Here is a 16,265-nt window from a genome sequence, read left to right on the forward strand (position 1 = left end):
CGGGGCCTTGGTGGGCGCCGAGAGCAGCGGCGGGGTCGCGGTGGAGTTGTCCACCGTGCCGTAGACCTGGAACTCCCAGAGCGAGTAGCCGTATCCGGTGGCGCGGGCCGTGCCGGTCAGCCGGACGTAGCGGCCCTGGCCGGTGACGGGCAGCCGCTCGATGCCGCCGGGGCCGTTGGCCGTGGTGTAGATCGGCGTCCACGCCGTGCCGTTGTCCGAGACGTCGATGTGGTAGCCCTTGCCGTACGCCGACTCCCAGTTGAGCACGATGCCGCTGATCTTGCCGATGTTGCCGAGGTCGACCTGGATCCACTCGTTGTCCGTGGAGAGGCTGGACCAGCGGGTGGTGGTACGGCCGTCGAGAGCGGCGGCCGGGGCGTTGCCGCCCTCGTACGACGAGGCCGACACCTGCTTGTAGGCGGAGATCACCGTGCCGGAGAAGTCCCCGCCGCCGCCGTTGGTGGGCGGGGTGGTGGTGCCCCCGGTGCCGCCGCCGGTCCCGCCGCTCCCGGTGGTGTACACCTGGAACTCCCAGAGGGAGTAGCCGTATCCGGTGGCGCGCGCGGTGCCGTTCATCCGGACGTAGCGCCCGGTGCCGCTGACCGTGAGGTTCTGGGTGCCGCCGGTGCCGGTGGTGGTGGAGTAGACGTCGGTCCAGGTGGTGCCGTTGTCCGAGACCTGGATCTTGAAGGCGGTCGCGTAGGCCGCCTCCCAGGTGAGACCGACCTTGCAGACCGCCTGCGAGGAGCCGAGGTCGACCTGGAGCCACTGCGGGTCACCGGCCGCGCTGGACCAGCGGGTGCCCGCGTTGCCGTCGACGGCCGCGGAGGCGGGGGTGCCCGCGTTCTCCGTGGAGGACGCCGTGGCCGGGTGGTTGAGCGCGGCGTTGGCGGTGCCGCAGGTGCCGCCCGCGGCTCCGGTCGAGCCGTAGACCTGGAACTCCCAGAGGGAGTAGCCGTATCCGGTGGCGCGCGCGGTGCCGTACATCCGGACATAGCGCCCGGAAGCGTTTACGGAAAGGGTCTGCTTTCCGCCGGGTCCCGTCGTGGTCGAGTAGGCGTCGGTCCAGGTCGTGCCGGTGTCGGAGACCTGGATCTTGAAGGCCGTGGCGTACGCGGTCTCCCAGTTGAGGCTGACCGAGCTGATGGTCGCCGACGCGCCGAGGTCGACCTGGAGCCACTGCGGGTCACCGGCCGCGCTGGACCAGCGGGTGCCGACGTCGCCGTCGACGGCGGCCGAGGCGGGGGTGCCCGCGTTCTCGGTCGAGGAGGCGGTGGCGGTCTTGCCCTGGGACAGCAGGGTGTCGGCCGCGTGCGCGGTACCGGTCGTGGTGCCGATGGCACCGCCGGTCGCCAGGGCCGCCGCGAGGGCGACGGCCACCAGCGGTCTGCGCCGTCTGACGGACCTCAGGAATGTGGACAGGAGGCTCATGTGCATCTCCACATGGGGGTGTGATGACTCTGATCACCGTGGAGGCCGTCGCCGGACGGGCGACGGGCGGCAGGCGGCGGCATCCACGGTGGCGGCTGCGAATTGCTCCGGACTCGTCGCACAATGGCCGGAGATGACGGCGGAGAGCGCTCTCCGTGGGAGTCTCTTGCAACGCCTGAACAGTGTCAATCCCCGTGACAGCGCCGGAACCAACGCCCGTATGGATAACGGTTTTTGGGGTCGGAGTCGGCCTGTTTTCCGGATCGCGGCGGGTCCGGTTCAGCGGGCGGCGGGGTGGTTCGCGAGCTGTCCGAGGATCAACTCGGCCAGCAGGTCGGGACGTTGCTCCGGCAGCCAGTGCGTGCCGCCGACGAGCGGGTGGAAGGCGTAAGGACCCGCCGCCCAGCGTTCGGTCAGCCACGCCGACCGCGCGCTGATCACGGCGTCCGCCGTACCCCACACGAACAGCGTGGGAACCGACACCGGCGCGGCCCGCAGCCCGCGGGCCGCCTCGCGGGGGAGCGCCCGGTACCAGCCGAGCGCGCCGGTCAGCGCGGCCCGGTCGGTCACGAACCGCCGCGCGTACCCGAGGGCCGTCGCCTCCTCCAGGCCGAGCCGGCGCAGCCAGCGCGCCCCGGTGTGCCCGCGGTCGTGGGTGATCACCGCCTCGGGCAGCCAGGGGAGTTGGAAGAAGAGCAGATACCAGGAGAGCAGGGCCTGACGGCTGGTCAGCAGCGACCGGCCCAGGGCGGCCGGGTGCGGCATCGACACGGCGGTCAGTGACGCGACCCGGTCCGGCGCCCGCTCGGCGAGTGCCCAGGCCACACTGCCTCCCCAGTCGTGCCCGACGACATGCGCGCGCTCCAGGCCCGCCGCGTCCAGCAGGCCGAGGACGTCCTCGACCAGGAGCGGCAGCCGGTAGTCGCGCGCCCGGCGCGGGCGGGCGCCGGGGGCGTACCCGCGCTGGAGCGGGGCGAGCGTCCGTACACCCGCCGCGCCCAGGGCCCGCGCGACCCGCGTCCAGCAGGCCGGGCCCGCGGGGAAGCCGTGCAGCAGCACCACCGGCTCGCCGTCGCGCGGCCCCGCGTCGCCGACCGGGAACTCCCAGCCGCCGGAGCGGAACGACCTCATCGGCGCCGCCCGCCGACGGACCGGTCGGCGGCCCCGACGAGAGGCAGGCGGACCGCGGTGCTCCCGGCGGGCGCAGGGGTGGCCGCCGCTGCGTGCAGCCGGGGTCCGGCCTTGGCGAGGAAGGAGGTCATCGGCGTCACCGAGTGGTCCTCGATCAGGTCCCCGAACACGGCGTCGGCCCGCGCGAGCCGGTCGGCGTACACCGGGTCGCGCAGCAGCGGGCCGAACACGTCGAGCCACTGGCCGAGGCCGAGCAGGTCGATGCCCGGCGGACGCCACAGCGTGGGCATCGTCAGCCGCGCGGTCCTGCGCGCGCCCGGCTCCTCCAGCAGGATCAGCGCGCACTTGCGGTAGAACTTCATGTGGTGCGACTCCTGGCGCGCGATCGCCTTCAGCAGATCGTCGAGCGCCGGATCTCCCACCAATTCGCCGATCCGCCGGTAGGTCGTCAGCGCGATGTACTCCTGCATCGCGCCCAGAACGCAGTACATCGCCTGAATGTGCGGCATGAGCAGACCGGCCGCGTACAGCGTCGGCCAGGTCACCAGTGCGCGGATGTGACGGGTGTTGCGACGCACCGCCGACGGTTTCCTCGGAGTGCCGAGCGCCGAAGCGGCGGCGCGCAGCGCGTAACCGTGCTCGGCCTCCTCCGCCAGCCACAGGATGTTGAACTGCGCGAGCGCGTTCGCCCGGTCGCCCCGGATCGCGTGCACCTTTCTGCGCATCAGCGCGGAATCGGTCTCGACGGCCGCGAGCGCGTACAGCATCGAGGCGAAGGTGTCGTTCCCGGTACGGCGGACGGCCGCGACTCGCGAGCGCCATTGCACCGGTCCCCAGGTGAGCGCGTAGGCGTCGAAGACTTCCTGGAGCTGGTTTTCCTGGTCTTTGCGCATGAATCCCCCAGACGGATGTGGAGCGGGCTGTTCGGTGCGACCGAGTCCGTGCGAAGTGACGTCGGGCCGGCGCCAAGTGATGGCGGGCCGACGAGAAGTGACGCCTGGTCAGTACCAGACGAGGAAAAGGGAGTAGACGCCACCGGCGGTGGCGAGGAGATTCGCGGCGGCCAGCACGATGTCGCGCGGCCGGTTGAAGGGAAAGGACCGGATGTCGCGGACGCGGGCCAGGCGCCCGCTCAGCGCCTCGCACTCGGTGAAGTAGCGGCCCGCCGCCAGCAGAGCGGCGCGGTCGGCCTCCAGCCGCCGCAGCGCGATCCGCAGCCGGGCCTCCTCCCGCCGCTTGAATCCCCGGACCCAGCGCCGGGTGAGCAGCAGCGGCAGCCCGGTGTAGACGGGCAGCGCGAGCAGCCACTGGCCGACCACCGGGATCAGCACCACGACGCTGCACGGGAACGGCAGCGAGATGCCCACCGCGATCAGGGCGAAGCCGTGCAGGGCCATCGAGGTGTAGGTCGGCACCAGGACGGCGCGGGCGCGGCCCCAGCCGAAACTGCCGTCGGCGTTGGCCGGGTCGACGCCGTAGTGCAGGTCGCCGCGGAGCCGCCACAGGCACAGCAGTACGCGGCTGCCCGCGCAGTTCATGACCGCGATCCAGTAGACGCCCGCGGTGCCCACCGTGAGGTAGACGATGGCGCCGACCGGCGAGGTCTGCCAGCTCGCCCACCAGTTGGCGTACGCGGCCCTGCCCCAGGCGTGCGCCTGTCCGGCGGGCGCCAGCGCGTAGTAGATGCCCAGGCGTTTCTCGCTGAGCGAGATGACGAAGACGCAGACGAACGAACCGACGATCATGATCGGCGCCAGATTCCTTATTCGGCGAAATCGCAGATTGGTCCGGTCGATCTCGGCGTGGATCCGCGCCCGCGCGGCGGCGTTCGCCGGGACGGTGAGCGATCCGTCGCGTTCCATTCCCGGCAGCAGGTTCTCAAAGGCGGACCACTGCCGCTGGACGAGGGCCGGGGTGATCAGCAGGATGACGATCGCGCTCAGCGAGAGCAGGTCGCGCAGGAGCGGAAACCGATTTCCCGCCGACGCGTGCCGTCGGCAGTCCGGCCGGTCGAACCTGAGGAATTGGGCCAGGTCGGAACAGAGCTGCCCGCCCAGGTGCGGCATGGTCACCGCGCCGTACAGACCGGAGAACTCGAAGAGCAGGACGATGGTCACGACGGGAATTCCGCAGAGCCAGAGCCACCGGCGAGGGCTCGCGTTGATCCGTGACAGCAGAATGGGTTCCGCGGTGAAGATGTCGAATGTCTTTCCGGCAAGAGCCAGGCTGGTAGCCATGGGCGTCCCTGTCTCGGGTGGTGCGTGGCGCTTGTTGCGTGTTCCTGTGCGAAATTCCGTGCCGAATTGTCGGGTGAGGCGCTGTGCGCACAGCGTGTTCCGGGCGCGCGCCCCCTTTGTGCGCCCCGGCGATCCGGCTCGCCCTCCCGCGACTGGCCGGATTATGGCGACAGTACGGTCGGCCGGGTCTAATGTGACTGCGCGTTGCGCGGGCCGGGGGGCACTGCAATAAATACGCGACGCGTAGGGATCACCGGGGTGGCGATGGCGAACAGCACGCGTGGGCGGCCGTACGGATCGGTCGGACGGCGGCGGTCGGCCGTCCCCGCGCGTGCCCCGCTGCCGACGACCCAGGACCGCGCCGCGTGGCTGCTGCGGGTCAACCGGCTCTACGGCCGCGAACCGCGCTGGGCGAAGGGCGACTCCTTCGCCCGCTCCTTCCACGGCGGCTCCTGGCCCGCGCAGGTGAGCGTCAGCTCCATCTCCCGCTGGGAGACCGGCGTGACGAGGGTCGGCCATTCCGCGGTCCGCCGCTACGAGCAGTTACTCGGCCTGCCGCCGGGCCAGTTGACCGCCACCATCGACATCCTCCACCGGTACGCGGCCCCGTCCGCCGGAGCCGTACCGCTGCTGGCCCGCGCGCCGGGGGAGCTCGGCGCGGCGGAACGGCGGGTCGACACCCTCCTGGACCGCGCCCTGGACGACGCGCCGGTCACCGGCGCCGATTGGGACGAGTTGACCGTGCTGCTCGTCCTCCACCCCCAACTGCGGCTGCGCTCACGGGACTGGACGGCCCTGGCCGAACGCCTGCTCACCGAGTCGCTGGTCTCCGACGGCCTGGCCTGGCAGCAGCGGCACGAGGCGCTGAACCGGGTACTCGGCCACCCCTCGGGTCAGGTGGCGGCGGTCTCGGCGTGCATCGCCTGGGCGGCGGACGCCCACAACCAGGTCTTCCTCGAACCGGTCTGCCTCCTGGACTCCAGCGCGCACCCGGACGCGGCCTCTGGCGTGCTCGCCCAACTGGCCAGGCCCACCAACGACAGCGCCTTCCTCGGCGCGCTGCTGGCCTGCGTCCGCAAGGTCCGGCTCCAGCACTTCGACCGGCCGCAGTCGGCCGTGCTCGCCCGGCTGGTCAAGCAGGTGGCGTACGACGCCGACGGGCGCCAGGCGGAGGAACGCGCGCTCGCCGCGGTCGTGTCGCGCATGCTGGACGGCGCGCCGCCGTCGCTCCCGGCCCGCACCCGTACCGGTGCCGGGGAGCGGTACGGCTCCGACATCGCCGCCCGCGTCACCGCCTCCGCCCTGTCGGCCGTCTCCCGCGAGATCCCGCGCTTCACGGACCCGCTGCTGCCCCTGCTGGTCCGCGAGATGCTGCTGCACCCGGTCTTCGACATGCGCCTGTACGCGGCCATGATGGTCGCGGCCACCCCCTACCGGGCGCCGGTGGCCGCCGCGATGTCGTACGAGCTGTCCCGGCTGGCCGTCGCCCGCGATGTCACGCTCGCCGGGCGGCTGCTCGAAGCCCTGCGGATCGTCGGGGGTACGGCGGAACGGCCGCTGGTCCAGCGGCTGGCGCTCGCTCCCACCCTGCCGGAGGCGGTGGTCAGGGCCGCCACGTCGGCGCTCGCGCACATGGGCGGGGTCAGCCCGCGGTCCTTCTGGGAGAACGCGCTGGCGCTGACCCCCGCCGCCGGCGGCGCCTCCCGCCCGGCCGGTGGGCGCGCGGCCTCCGCCGCCGTCTACGGGCTCGGCATCAGCGGCGAGACCGATCTCCTGCGGCGGGTCTCCGGCGACCTGCGCATTCCCTCCAAGACCCGCGCCGCGGCGTCCTGGTGGCTGCGGCTGCCGTCGCGGGTCAGGGCCGGCGGCGCCGCGAAGCGGGCGTGACCGCCGCCGCGACGGACGGCCGCCTCCGGGAACGGGGTTCCCGGCGGCGGCCGTTGGGGGACGGGAGCGGAAGCGTGGCCCCTGCCCGTGTGCTCAGCCCTTGCTGGAGCCCAGCGACAGACCGGCGATGAACTGCTTCTGGAGCAGGATGTAGACCACCAGCGTCGGCACCGCCGCGATCATCGCGGCGGCGGCGATGAGATTCTGGTTGGAGACGAACTGCCCCTGGAGATTGGCCAGTGCCGAGGTGACCGGGCGTTTGTCGCCCGACGACATCAAGGTGATGGCCCAGAAGAAGTCGTTGTAGATCCAGGTCGTCAGCAGCGTCGCGAGCGCCGCGAGCGCCGGACGGCACAGCGGCAGGGTGAGCTTCCAGTACCGGGTCCACAGCCCCGCGCCGTCGACCAGCGCGGCCTCGTACATCTCGTCGGGGATCGACTTCATGTAGTTGCTCAGCACGAAGACGCAGAAGCCCAGTTGGAAGGCCACGTTGATGACGATGAGGCCGAAGACCGAGTTGTACATCAGGCCGCTGCCGCTGAGGAAGCCGGGCAGCGAGATCTTCAGGTAGATCCGGTACAGCGGGGTGATGATGACCTGCTGGGGGAGCAGGTTGCCCGCCGTGAAGAGGATCAGCAGCGCGATGTTGAGCTTGACGTTGACCCGGGTCAGCACGAAGGCCACACCGGACGCCAGCGCCAGCACGACGATCACCGCCGGAACGGTGATGAGCACCGAGTTCCAGAAGAAGTGCTTCATGTCCGACTGGGTCCACGCGTCGGTGAAGTTCTTGAACGTCAGGTGGTGCGGCAGCGAGACATAGCCGTACTTGCGGGTGTCGGAGTACGGGCGGACGGCCACGTACAGCGCGAAGGCGATCGGCAGCAGCCAGAGGACCGAGGCGCAGATCAGGAAGACCTGCGAGGCGATCTGGCCCCAGGGGCGCGGCTTCCCGGGGCCCGGGGGCCGCGCGGCGGGTTCGGTGTGCAGCCGCGGCAGGGTATCGGTGGTCATCGCGATTCCTCACGGCTGAACGTCTGGTACAGGAAGACGCTGATCGGCACCAGCGAGATCACCAGCAGCACCACGCCCAGCGCGGAGCCGAAGCCGACCCGTTGGGTCTCCCCGACGATGTTGGAGGTGACCAGGACCGAGAGCAGCTCCAGGCCGTTGATGCCCTTGTTGGTGATGTACACCAGGTCGAAGGCGCGCAACGACTCGATGACGGTGACCACCATGATGACGATGTTGATCGGACGCATCACGGGGAAGATCACCCGCCAGAAGGTCTGCCAGGCGTTGGCGCCGTCGACCAGGGCCGCTTCGCGCAGCGTCGGGTCCACGGCCTTGAGCCCGGCGAGGTACAGCACCATGACGTATCCGGCCTGCCGCCAGGTGGCCTCGACCAGGACCGACCACAGGTTCAGGTGGGGATTGCCGAGCCAGTCGATGGCGTTGTCGTTGCCGTTGCGCCCGATGACGGTGTTGATCAGCCCGAAGTTCTGCGAGTACATGAACTCCCAGATGATGCCGACCAGCGCCAGGGAGAGCATCACGGGCAGGAAGAGGATGCTCTGGTACATCCGGCTGCCCCGGATGCCGCGGTCGATGAGGACGGCGAAGAGCATGCCCAGCGGTGTGGCGATCAGGACGAAGACGGCCAGCCAGATCAGATTGTGCCGGACGGCGGGCCAGAACTCCGGGTAGATCGTGGCGGCCTGGTGGTAGTTCTGGACGCCGTACACACAGCCGTTGTTGAGGATCGACGGCAGATTCGGCTGGCAGGTCTTGGTGTGCAGACTGCCGACGCCGTTCCACTTGGTGAACGACAGCAGCACCGTGCCGAGCGCCGGGAACCAGACGAAGACCAGGTCGAGCAGGAGCGGTATGCCCAGCAGGAGCGCGACGACCACGCGGTCGCGCGCACTCAGCCTGCGTATGCCCCGGCGGCGGCGGACCTTCGGCGTGGCCGTGGTTTCCGCCGCCGCCGGGGCGGGCGTCTGGGGGGAACTCATCAGGAGTAGATCGCCTTCGCCTGGGCCTCGGCGCTCTTCTGGAGGCCGGCGATGTTGCCCGTGCTCGGGTCGTCGATGAACTTCTGGATGATCGAGATCATCGCGGTGGCCATCGCCGGGTCGGCGTCGCGGTCCATGAACTGCGCCACCGCCTTGCACTTGGCGATCTCGGCGACCGACTTCTTCTGGATCGCGTTGTACGTCGGCACCTGGAGGCCGGTGGCCAGGCCGACGTCCCACTGGTCGGTCTTGAGGAAGTCCGACTCGGCCTGCCCGGTGCCGATGTACTCCAGGATCGCCTTGGCCGCGTCGGGGTTCTTGGCCTTCTTGCTGAGCATGAAGCCGTCGGTCGGCGCGTCCATGTAGTCCTGGCCGTAGGACGGGTTGATCGCGGGGAAGGTGAAGAAGTCCAGGTCGGCGAGGTCGGCCTTGTCCGAGACGTACTGCGCGGCCACCTGGTTGGTGCCCTGGAACATCATCCCGGCCTTCTTGGTCTCCAGGGTCTTGGCCGCGTCCTGCCAGATCCGCCCGTTGGCGCCGGTCTGCGTGTACGGCAGGATCTCGGCCCAGTGCTGGAAGACCGTGTGCACGCCCTGGTCGGTCCACGGGATCTCGTGCTTCATCAACTTGGTGTGGTAGTCGTACCCGTTGATCCGCATGTTCAGGATGTCGAAGGTGCCGAGGGCGGGCCAGCCGTCCTTGTCGCCGAAGGCGATCGGGATGATGCCGTCGCCCTTCATCTTCTTGGCGAGCGCCACGTAGGCGTCCCAGGTGGTGGGCACGGAGTAGCCCTTGGCCGCGAACTGGCTCTTGTTGTAGAAGACCACCCACGGGTAGTTGTACAGCGGCACCAGGTACTGGTGGCCGTCGAGGCCGGTGGAGAGCTTCTTGGCCGCGTCGCCGAAGTTGCCGCCGATCTTGTCCCACACGTCGTCCAGCGGCTGGGCCAGGCCCTGCGCGGCGAAGTACTGCATGCGGTAGCCCGCGAACCAGGTGAACAGGTCGTCCGGGGTGCCCTGGAGATAGCTGGTGATGTTCTCCTGGAACGTGTTGTGGTCGACCGTATTGATCTTGACCTGCGCCTTGGTGCTCGCTGCGGCGGCGGTGGTGAGGGCCGCGAAGGCGGCCTTCGGCGCGGAGTCGGAGTAGTTGGACCCGAAGGTCACCGTGCCGCCGACCTTGCCGCCGGAGGCGCTGGGGCTGCTCTTGTCCTTGGAGTCCTTGGAGTCGCTGCCGCAGGCCGTCAGCAGGCCGCCGGAGACGACGGCGAGACCGGCCGCGCCCGCGACGCCTCTGAGCACGTTTCTGCGCGACGGCGACGTACCGCTGTCCAGGCCGCTTCCCGCTGTGCTGCTTCCCGTTGATTCGACGTCCGACATGGTGCCTCCATGTGTGTGTGGCCGTTCCGGGTGCGGTAGGCGAGCGATGGCGGAGTGGACGTTTCTGGAGGGCCTGTAGCCTATCGATTTCCAACAGAAGTCACCAAGATGAAACGCCATCTCAACCGCAGGGGTAGTTCTACGCCAGATACCCAGGAGCGTCAACGCCCCATTACGGATGCGTTGCCGGACCGTGATGTGCAGGTAGCGTGCTGATTGGCCGCCCAATTCCGTTGCCGCCCCGCATGAGAGGGACGGTTCAGGGTAGCGGTCGGATCGTGGCAGCTCGGAGGCGGTCCGAGCACGATCGAACCGGATGGAACAACATGCACCAAAGGGGCAACGGGCCCTGAAGATCCATCTCTTCTAATGTTTGATATTGCGTGCTTCCGACGCCATGGCCGAGTCGCGGGGGCGCGCCCCCGGTGAACTCGACATCCACGCGCCCGAATTGCCGGAGATAGCGGTAAAGTTCGGGCATCACGCGATGATCGGCAATGATCGCCAACACCGGACGAGATCGTTCCGGAAGTCCACCGGCCCGTTTTGCTCCGGTCGTGTGGCTGCCCTGTGTGGCCGGACGATGCCAGGCTGTCCCCATGATGGGCTACATCCCCGAGGAAACGACCAGCTTCGAGGGGCGACAGGAGGAGTTGGCGCGGTTGGACACCGCGCTCGCGACCTACCGGCTGGTCACACTCACCGGTGCGGGCGGCGTCGGCAAGACCCGTATCGCGCAGCGCTCCGCCGCCCGCACCGCGCAGCGGGCCGCGCCGCGGTTCCCCGACGGGGTGTGGTGGGCCGACCTGTCGGCCCTGGAGAACGCCGAGTTGCTGCTGGCCACCGTCTCGGACGCGGTCGACCTCTCCGATCACTCACCGCGCATGCCGGTGGAAGCGCTGTGCGAATGGCTCGCGGACAAGCGCCTGTTACTGGTCCTGGACTCCTGCGAGCACCTGGTCGACGAGTGCGCGCACCTGGTCGGCGAACTGCTCACCTCCGCGCCGGGGCTGACCGTACTGACCACCAGCAGGCGCCCGTTGAACCTGGTGGGCGAGGAACTGACCGAAGTGGGGCCGCTGGACGGCGACGGCGCCGACGCGCTCGCGCTGTTCACCCGGCGCGTGACCGACTCCGACCCCGACGCCCTCGCGGGCCCCGGCGCCGCCCGCGCCGCCGCAGAGATCTGCCGCCGCCTCGAAGGCATCCCGCTGGCACTGGAGTTGGCCGCGGCCCAGGTCGGCCCCTCCACCGTCGAGGACGTCTCCTCCCGGCTCGGCTTCCGCTTCGACGTGCTGGCCCGCGCCGACTTCGTCTGGCCGCCGCGGCACCGCACCCTGCGCACCACCATCGGCTGGAGCCACGAACTGTGCGCGCCGGTCGAGCGCTTGCTGTGGGCCCGGCTCACCGTCTTCCGCGGCTCCTTCGACCTCACCGCCGCGCGCGCGGTGACCTCCGGCGGCCCGCTGGCCGAACACGCGGTCGCCGCCACCCTGGAGCGCCTCGTGGCCCAGTCCGTGGTCCGCAGGGACGGCCACCGCTACCGGATGCTCGACACCATCCGTGAGTACGGCCAGGAGTGGCTGCGCGAGCTGGGCGAGGAACACGCCCTGGCCGACCGGCACGCCGGGCACTTCCTGGAACTGGCCCGGCGCGCCGACGCCCTGTGGTCGAGCAGCGAACAGGCCCGCTGCTACCGGCAGATAGACGACGTCCACACCGACCTGCGCACCGCGCTCGACCACCTGCTGGCCACCGAGCCCGCCCGCGCCGCCGAACTCGCCGGACTGCTCTGCTTCTTCTGGACCTGCTGCGGCCATCTCAAGGAAGCTCGCGGCTACTTGGAGCGCGCGCTGATGGCGCACGACACCCAGGGCCCCGAACGCACCCGCGCGCTGTGCGCGCTGGGAGTGACCATCACCCTCCAGGGCGACTACCCCTCGGCGCTCCAGGTCAGCGAACTGGCCACGCGGGCCGCCGCGTACGACGGGGACAAGGAGGCGCAGTTCGCCGCCGCGTACCTGTCCGGGCTGCTGGCCCTGCTCACCGGCCGCGCCGAGGACGCCCGCGACACCGTGGACGCGGCGCTGGCCGCCGTACCGGGCTGGGCCTTCGACTCGCCCTCCCGGCTGCGCTGCCACCTCGTCGCGGTCTTCGCGCTCACCGGCCTCGGCCGGCTCCCCGAGGCGCGGGCGCGGGCCCGCGAACTGCGTCAGCACTGCGCCCAGCTCGGCGAGGTCTGGACGCTGTCCTACCTGGAGTACCAACTCGCGCTGATCGCGCTGTTCCAGTCGGCGCCGCACGAGGCCGCGGGACACGCCCGCACCATGCTGGAGAGCAAGCGGCTGCTCGGCGACGCCTTCGGGATCGCGCTCGGCCTCGACCTGCTGGCCGCCGCGCTGGCCGCCGAGGGCAGGGGCGAGCAGGCGGCCACCGTCTACGGCGTCGGCGAGTCGTACTGGCGCAGCGTCGGGCACCCGCAGCGCGGCACGCCGGAGTTGCGCGGGGTGCGCGAGCAGTGCGAGGCGACCGCCCGCGCTCTGGTCGGCGACGCCGCGTACGACAGGGCGTACCGGCGCGGCGCCACGGAGTACGGCCGCACCGCGCTGGCCGCCGCTCTCGCCGAGGAGCCCCCGGCGCAACGCTGACCGCCGTGCCCCGGCGGGTGTGACGCGTGACACGGGTCGCCGCCGTGGAGACGGCGCGTTGGCCGATACTGATCGGTAACGAATATCGTGTGTTCCCGGAGCCGACTCCGGCGCTTCACGTTATCGCATTGATGTCAATTGCCCTTTCGGCGGAACCACTGTGCGCCTTTTGCCGTTTACCGTACGGGATTAGATCCGCAGGACGCGCCGCAAGGGGGGTGATCCGGCCGTGCGAGTGACGGCGCCGAAGCGGGCTCGGACGGAGAAGCCGCAGGTCGGGGCGGTTGGTCTCGGACAGGTGTGCCATACCTGCGTCGATTCCAGGCCACCTCTCGGCGTGGAGGAAGGATTGGTCTTCTTTCCTGCTGAATCGCGGGATCATTCGTATGGCGACCCTGCGTTGAGCGACGTACACCACGTCGAGGACGATGGGTCACTGCCTGATGCAAGGTCTGACCCCCATCCATGGCCGATGGCCTGAAAGGCTCCCATGAAAGCTGAGATCGCCGTGCCCGACGGCGCACGGCACACCCGAATTCTCGGTGTCGGCGCGTATCGCCCCCGGTCGGTCGTCGACAACGCCGAAGTATGTCGATACATCGACTCCTCGGACGAATGGATCCGCTCCAGAACCGGCATCGTGACCCGCCGCTGGGCCGGTCCCGACGAAACCCTGGGCGTGATGGCGGAGCAGGCCGCCAGCAAGGCCATCGCGGCAGCCGGGCTCACCCCGGACCGCATCACCTGCGTGATCGCCGCCACCTTCACCCACCTCATGCAGACACCCGCGGTCGCCACGGAGATCGCCCACCGGATCGGCGCCACCGAGGCCGCGGCCTTCGACATCACCGCGGGCTGCGCCGGATTCGTCCACGGCGTGGTGCTCGCCTCCGACGCCGTGCGCGCCAGAGGCGGCCACGTCCTGGTCGTCGGCGTGGAGCGGATGACCGATCTGCTCGACCTCAGCGACCGTTCGACGGCATTCATCTTCGGCGACGGCGCGGGGGCCGTCGTAATCGGCCCGTCGGACACACCGGGCATCGGCCCGGTGGTCTGGGGCGCGGACGGCTCGCAGGCCGACGCGATCGAGCAGACGGCACCCTGGGACGTGCTCAAGGACGACCCCGGCCACGCGTTCCCCGCACTGCGCCAGGACGGGCAGCGGGTCTTCCGCTGGGCGGTCTACGAGATGGCCAAGGTGGCCAAGCAGGCGCTGGACGTGGCGGGCGTCGGCCCGGCCGACCTCGACACGTTCATCCCGCACCAGGCGAACGAGCGCATCATCGACAGCATGGCCAAGTCCATCGGCCTGCCGCCCGAAGTCACCGTCGCCAAGGACATCGTGACCAACGGCAACACCTCCGGTGCGTCCATCCCGCAGGCCATGGAAGCGGTGCTCGCCTCCGGCGAGGCCAACTCCGGCGACACCGCACTGCTGCTCGGGTACGGCTCCGGCCTGTCCTACGCCGCGGTGGTCGCCACCCTGCCCTGACCCACCGCACTCCAGCACAGCGCGCAGCGCGACCACTTGGCACCGGCCGCCGCCCCGGCACACAGGGGCGGCGGCCGGCGCCTTTTCCGCCCGCGACACCCGCCGTTCCGAAATGAACGATCATCGGCCGTCACAGCTGCCGGAGTTAATGACTCTACGTACCAGGAGGAGAACGGGACCCGCCCGGAATCTCGCGCGACCGGGCGCGCACCGCTCTCCCTCTCCCCACTGGTGACGTGTGACGAAGAAGGCGGGTAGCTGATGAAAGCCCTGGTCACAACGGACAACGCGGACGGCCGACTCCGGCTCGACCCGGTCGACGAGCCGGAACCGCTGCCCGGACAGGCCCTGATCGCGGTCAGCGCGGTGGCCGTCAACCGCGGCGAGCTGTCCGTGCTCGACGAGCTGCCCCCCGGCTCCCGGATCGGCTGGGACGTCGCGGGCACCGTACTGCGCCCGGCGGCCGACGGATCGGGCCCCGCCGCGGGCACCCGCGTCGTCGGCCTCGCCGACCGCGACGGCTGGGCGGAGCGCGTCGCCCTCGACACCCGCAGGCTCGCCCGGCTGCCCGACGCCGTCGACTGGGCCGCCGCGGCGGCCCTTCCCGTCGCGGGCCTCACCGCTCTCTACGCCCTCCAGCGGGCCGGCCGTCTGATCGGCCGCACCGTACTGATCACCGGCGCGGGCGGGGGAGTCGGCCGGGCCGCCGTCCAGCTCGCCGCCGCCGCGGGCGCCCACGTGATCGCCTGGGTCGGCTCCCCGGACCGCGCGACCGGTCTCGCCGCCCTCGGCGCCGATGTCGTCGCGACCTACGGCACCGACCCCGGCGTGCCCGTCGACATCCTGCTCGACAGTTGCGGCGGCTCCGTCCTGACCTGGGCCTTCGAGTCCGTCGCCCCCGGCGGCAGCGTGGTCGTCTACGGCAACACCGCGCGGGCCGAGTTACGCCTTCCCCGTGACTGGGGGCGCGCCCGGCCCGGTGTCAGCCTCCACTACGTCTTCCTCTTCGACGAGATCACCCGCCACGACGTCGGCCACGACCTGGCCTTCCTGCTCCAACTCGTCACCGAGGACCGGCTGGACCCCCAGGTCGCCCTGGTCGGCTCATGGACCGATCCGACGCCCGCGCTGCGGTGTCTGGACCGCCGTCAGGTCAACGGCAAGGTGGTGCTGGCCCTTTGACCCGGGCAGCTCCCGGATGTTCACCGCGCGGAGGGATCGTGCGACCTCCGCGCGGTGAACGTGTCAGCGGCAGGAACTACTTGGCCCAGGGGGACTGCTTCTCGTAGCGGGGCCGCCAGGTCTTGCGGAAGAGGAAGCGGACCGGCGGCGGAACGAGCGCCAGCACCTTCTGCTCGGTCGCGGCCGGCGCCGAGTCCAGGAGCCAGGGGAAGAACGTCGCCGCCCCCTTCGTCCCCACCTGCCTGCGCTGTTCCGCCCCGAAGGCGTCCCACTGCTTGGCGGTCACCACGGCCCCCACCAGCGGCAGCCCCGCGTCCTCCTCGTGGTCGAAGTGCGCCGTCAGCGCGTCCCGCAGCCGCTCCACGTCCTGGCTCAACCCGGCCGTGTCACCCTCCGCGAGCCGCGCATCGACCGCCGCGATCAGCGGATCGAGCACCGCGTGCTCGGCCTCCATCGCGTCCAGCAGCGCGACCCGCTCGGGGTCGCTTCCGATCCGCCCGCGCATGGCGGGCCACAAGGTGGTGTCCTCGGCGGTGTGGTGGATGTCCAAGTAGTAAGTGAAGTTCTTCCAGCCCTCTTTGAAGGCCCGCGGACTCCCGGCCTTGTGGTCGGCGGCCGTGACCAGCCTGCCGAGGTCGCGCCGGAAGGCGTCGTGCACCGCGTACATCATGGTGAAGTCGAGCCGGGACTGCGCATCCGACGGGGTGTAGGTACTCATGCGTGCCTCCTGATGAGTGCGTGCGCGGGTACGTGGTCAGATGGTGGCACCGACGCCTGTCACGGTGCTTCCTCCTCAGGAACCCCGAGGCCCGCGGCGGCGGCGACTTCCGCGCCGATCGGGGCGAACCCCGCGATAAGGAGGC

The 16,265-nt window shown here is 70.5% G+C and carries 11 protein-coding genes and 1 pseudogene; 4 read left to right on the forward strand and 8 right to left on the reverse strand.

Annotated elements, in window-relative coordinates:
* Window positions 1-30: 30 nt before the first annotated feature.
* The 4 genes and pseudogenes from ACFY9V_RS26070 to ACFY9V_RS26085 form a co-directional block, all read right to left on the reverse strand.
* A pseudogene (locus ACFY9V_RS26070) lies at window positions 31-1,431 on the reverse strand (discoidin domain-containing protein); the annotation flags it as partial.
* Window positions 1,432-1,710: 279 nt separating this feature from the next.
* Complete coding sequence (locus tag ACFY9V_RS26075; protein ID WP_355341694.1) at window positions 1,711-2,562, reverse strand: alpha/beta fold hydrolase; 852 nt, start codon at window positions 2,560-2,562, stop codon at window positions 1,711-1,713.
* The gene (locus ACFY9V_RS26080; protein WP_391163174.1) at window positions 2,559-3,455 is read right to left on the reverse strand and encodes an acyl-ACP desaturase; all 897 of its coding nucleotides are present in this window, start codon (window positions 3,453-3,455) and stop codon (window positions 2,559-2,561) included. The genes ACFY9V_RS26075 and ACFY9V_RS26080 overlap by 4 nt, the downstream gene beginning before the upstream one ends.
* Window positions 3,456-3,563: 108 nt before the next feature.
* A complete protein-coding gene (locus tag ACFY9V_RS26085) occupies window positions 3,564-4,799 on the reverse strand; it encodes a hypothetical protein (RefSeq protein WP_391045830.1) in 1,236 nt (411 codons plus the stop codon).
* Window positions 4,800-5,063: 264 nt separating this feature from the next.
* On the opposite strand from ACFY9V_RS26085, the gene ACFY9V_RS26090 reads away from it, so the two are divergent.
* Complete coding sequence (locus ACFY9V_RS26090; protein WP_391163176.1) at window positions 5,064-6,686, forward strand: XRE family transcriptional regulator; 1,623 nt, start codon at window positions 5,064-5,066, stop codon at window positions 6,684-6,686.
* A gap of 93 nt (window positions 6,687-6,779) precedes the next feature.
* Here the strand turns inward: ACFY9V_RS26090 and ACFY9V_RS26095 are convergent, their stop codons facing one another.
* The 3 genes from ACFY9V_RS26095 to ACFY9V_RS26105 are packed head-to-tail and all read right to left on the reverse strand — an operon-like array spanning window position 6,780 to window position 10,002.
* Window positions 6,780-7,700, reverse strand: a complete 921-nt coding sequence (locus ACFY9V_RS26095) for an ABC transporter permease subunit (protein WP_391045826.1) — start codon at window positions 7,698-7,700, stop codon at window positions 6,780-6,782.
* Window positions 7,697-8,701 carry a sugar ABC transporter permease gene (locus tag ACFY9V_RS26100; protein WP_355341711.1) on the reverse strand — a complete coding sequence of 335 codons (1,005 nt, stop codon included), beginning with the start codon at window positions 8,699-8,701 and terminating at the stop codon, window positions 7,697-7,699. Before ACFY9V_RS26100 ends, ACFY9V_RS26095 begins: the two co-directional genes overlap by 4 nt.
* The gene (locus tag ACFY9V_RS26105) at window positions 8,701-10,002 is read right to left on the reverse strand and encodes an extracellular solute-binding protein (RefSeq protein WP_391163272.1); all 1,302 of its coding nucleotides are present in this window, start codon (window positions 10,000-10,002) and stop codon (window positions 8,701-8,703) included. Before ACFY9V_RS26105 ends, ACFY9V_RS26100 begins: the two co-directional genes overlap by 1 nt.
* A gap of 677 nt (window positions 10,003-10,679) precedes the next feature.
* Here ACFY9V_RS26105 and ACFY9V_RS26110 point away from each other — a divergent pair.
* The 3 genes from ACFY9V_RS26110 (at window position 10,680) to ACFY9V_RS26120 (ending at window position 15,402) form a co-directional block, all read left to right on the forward strand.
* Window positions 10,680-12,728, forward strand: coding sequence for an NB-ARC domain-containing protein (locus tag ACFY9V_RS26110; protein WP_391163178.1), 2,049 nt, complete (start codon window positions 10,680-10,682; stop codon window positions 12,726-12,728).
* Between the two features lie 490 nt (window positions 12,729-13,218).
* Window positions 13,219-14,220 (forward strand): beta-ketoacyl-ACP synthase III, encoded by a 1,002-nt coding sequence (locus ACFY9V_RS26115; protein ID WP_355341720.1) that lies wholly within the window; start codon window positions 13,219-13,221, stop codon window positions 14,218-14,220.
* 261 nt (window positions 14,221-14,481) lie between these two features.
* A complete protein-coding gene (locus ACFY9V_RS26120) occupies window positions 14,482-15,402 on the forward strand; it encodes a zinc-binding dehydrogenase (RefSeq protein WP_355341723.1) in 921 nt (306 codons plus the stop codon).
* A gap of 76 nt (window positions 15,403-15,478) precedes the next feature.
* Here ACFY9V_RS26120 and ACFY9V_RS26125 read toward each other — a convergent pair whose 3' ends face one another.
* Complete coding sequence (locus ACFY9V_RS26125) at window positions 15,479-16,120, reverse strand: hemerythrin domain-containing protein (protein ID WP_391163180.1); 642 nt, start codon at window positions 16,118-16,120, stop codon at window positions 15,479-15,481.
* Window positions 16,121-16,265 lie beyond the last annotated feature (145 nt).

The sequence above is a fragment of the Streptomyces sp. NPDC008317 genome, assembly GCF_042955955.1.
Classification (GTDB): domain Bacteria; phylum Actinomycetota; class Actinomycetes; order Streptomycetales; family Streptomycetaceae; genus Actinacidiphila.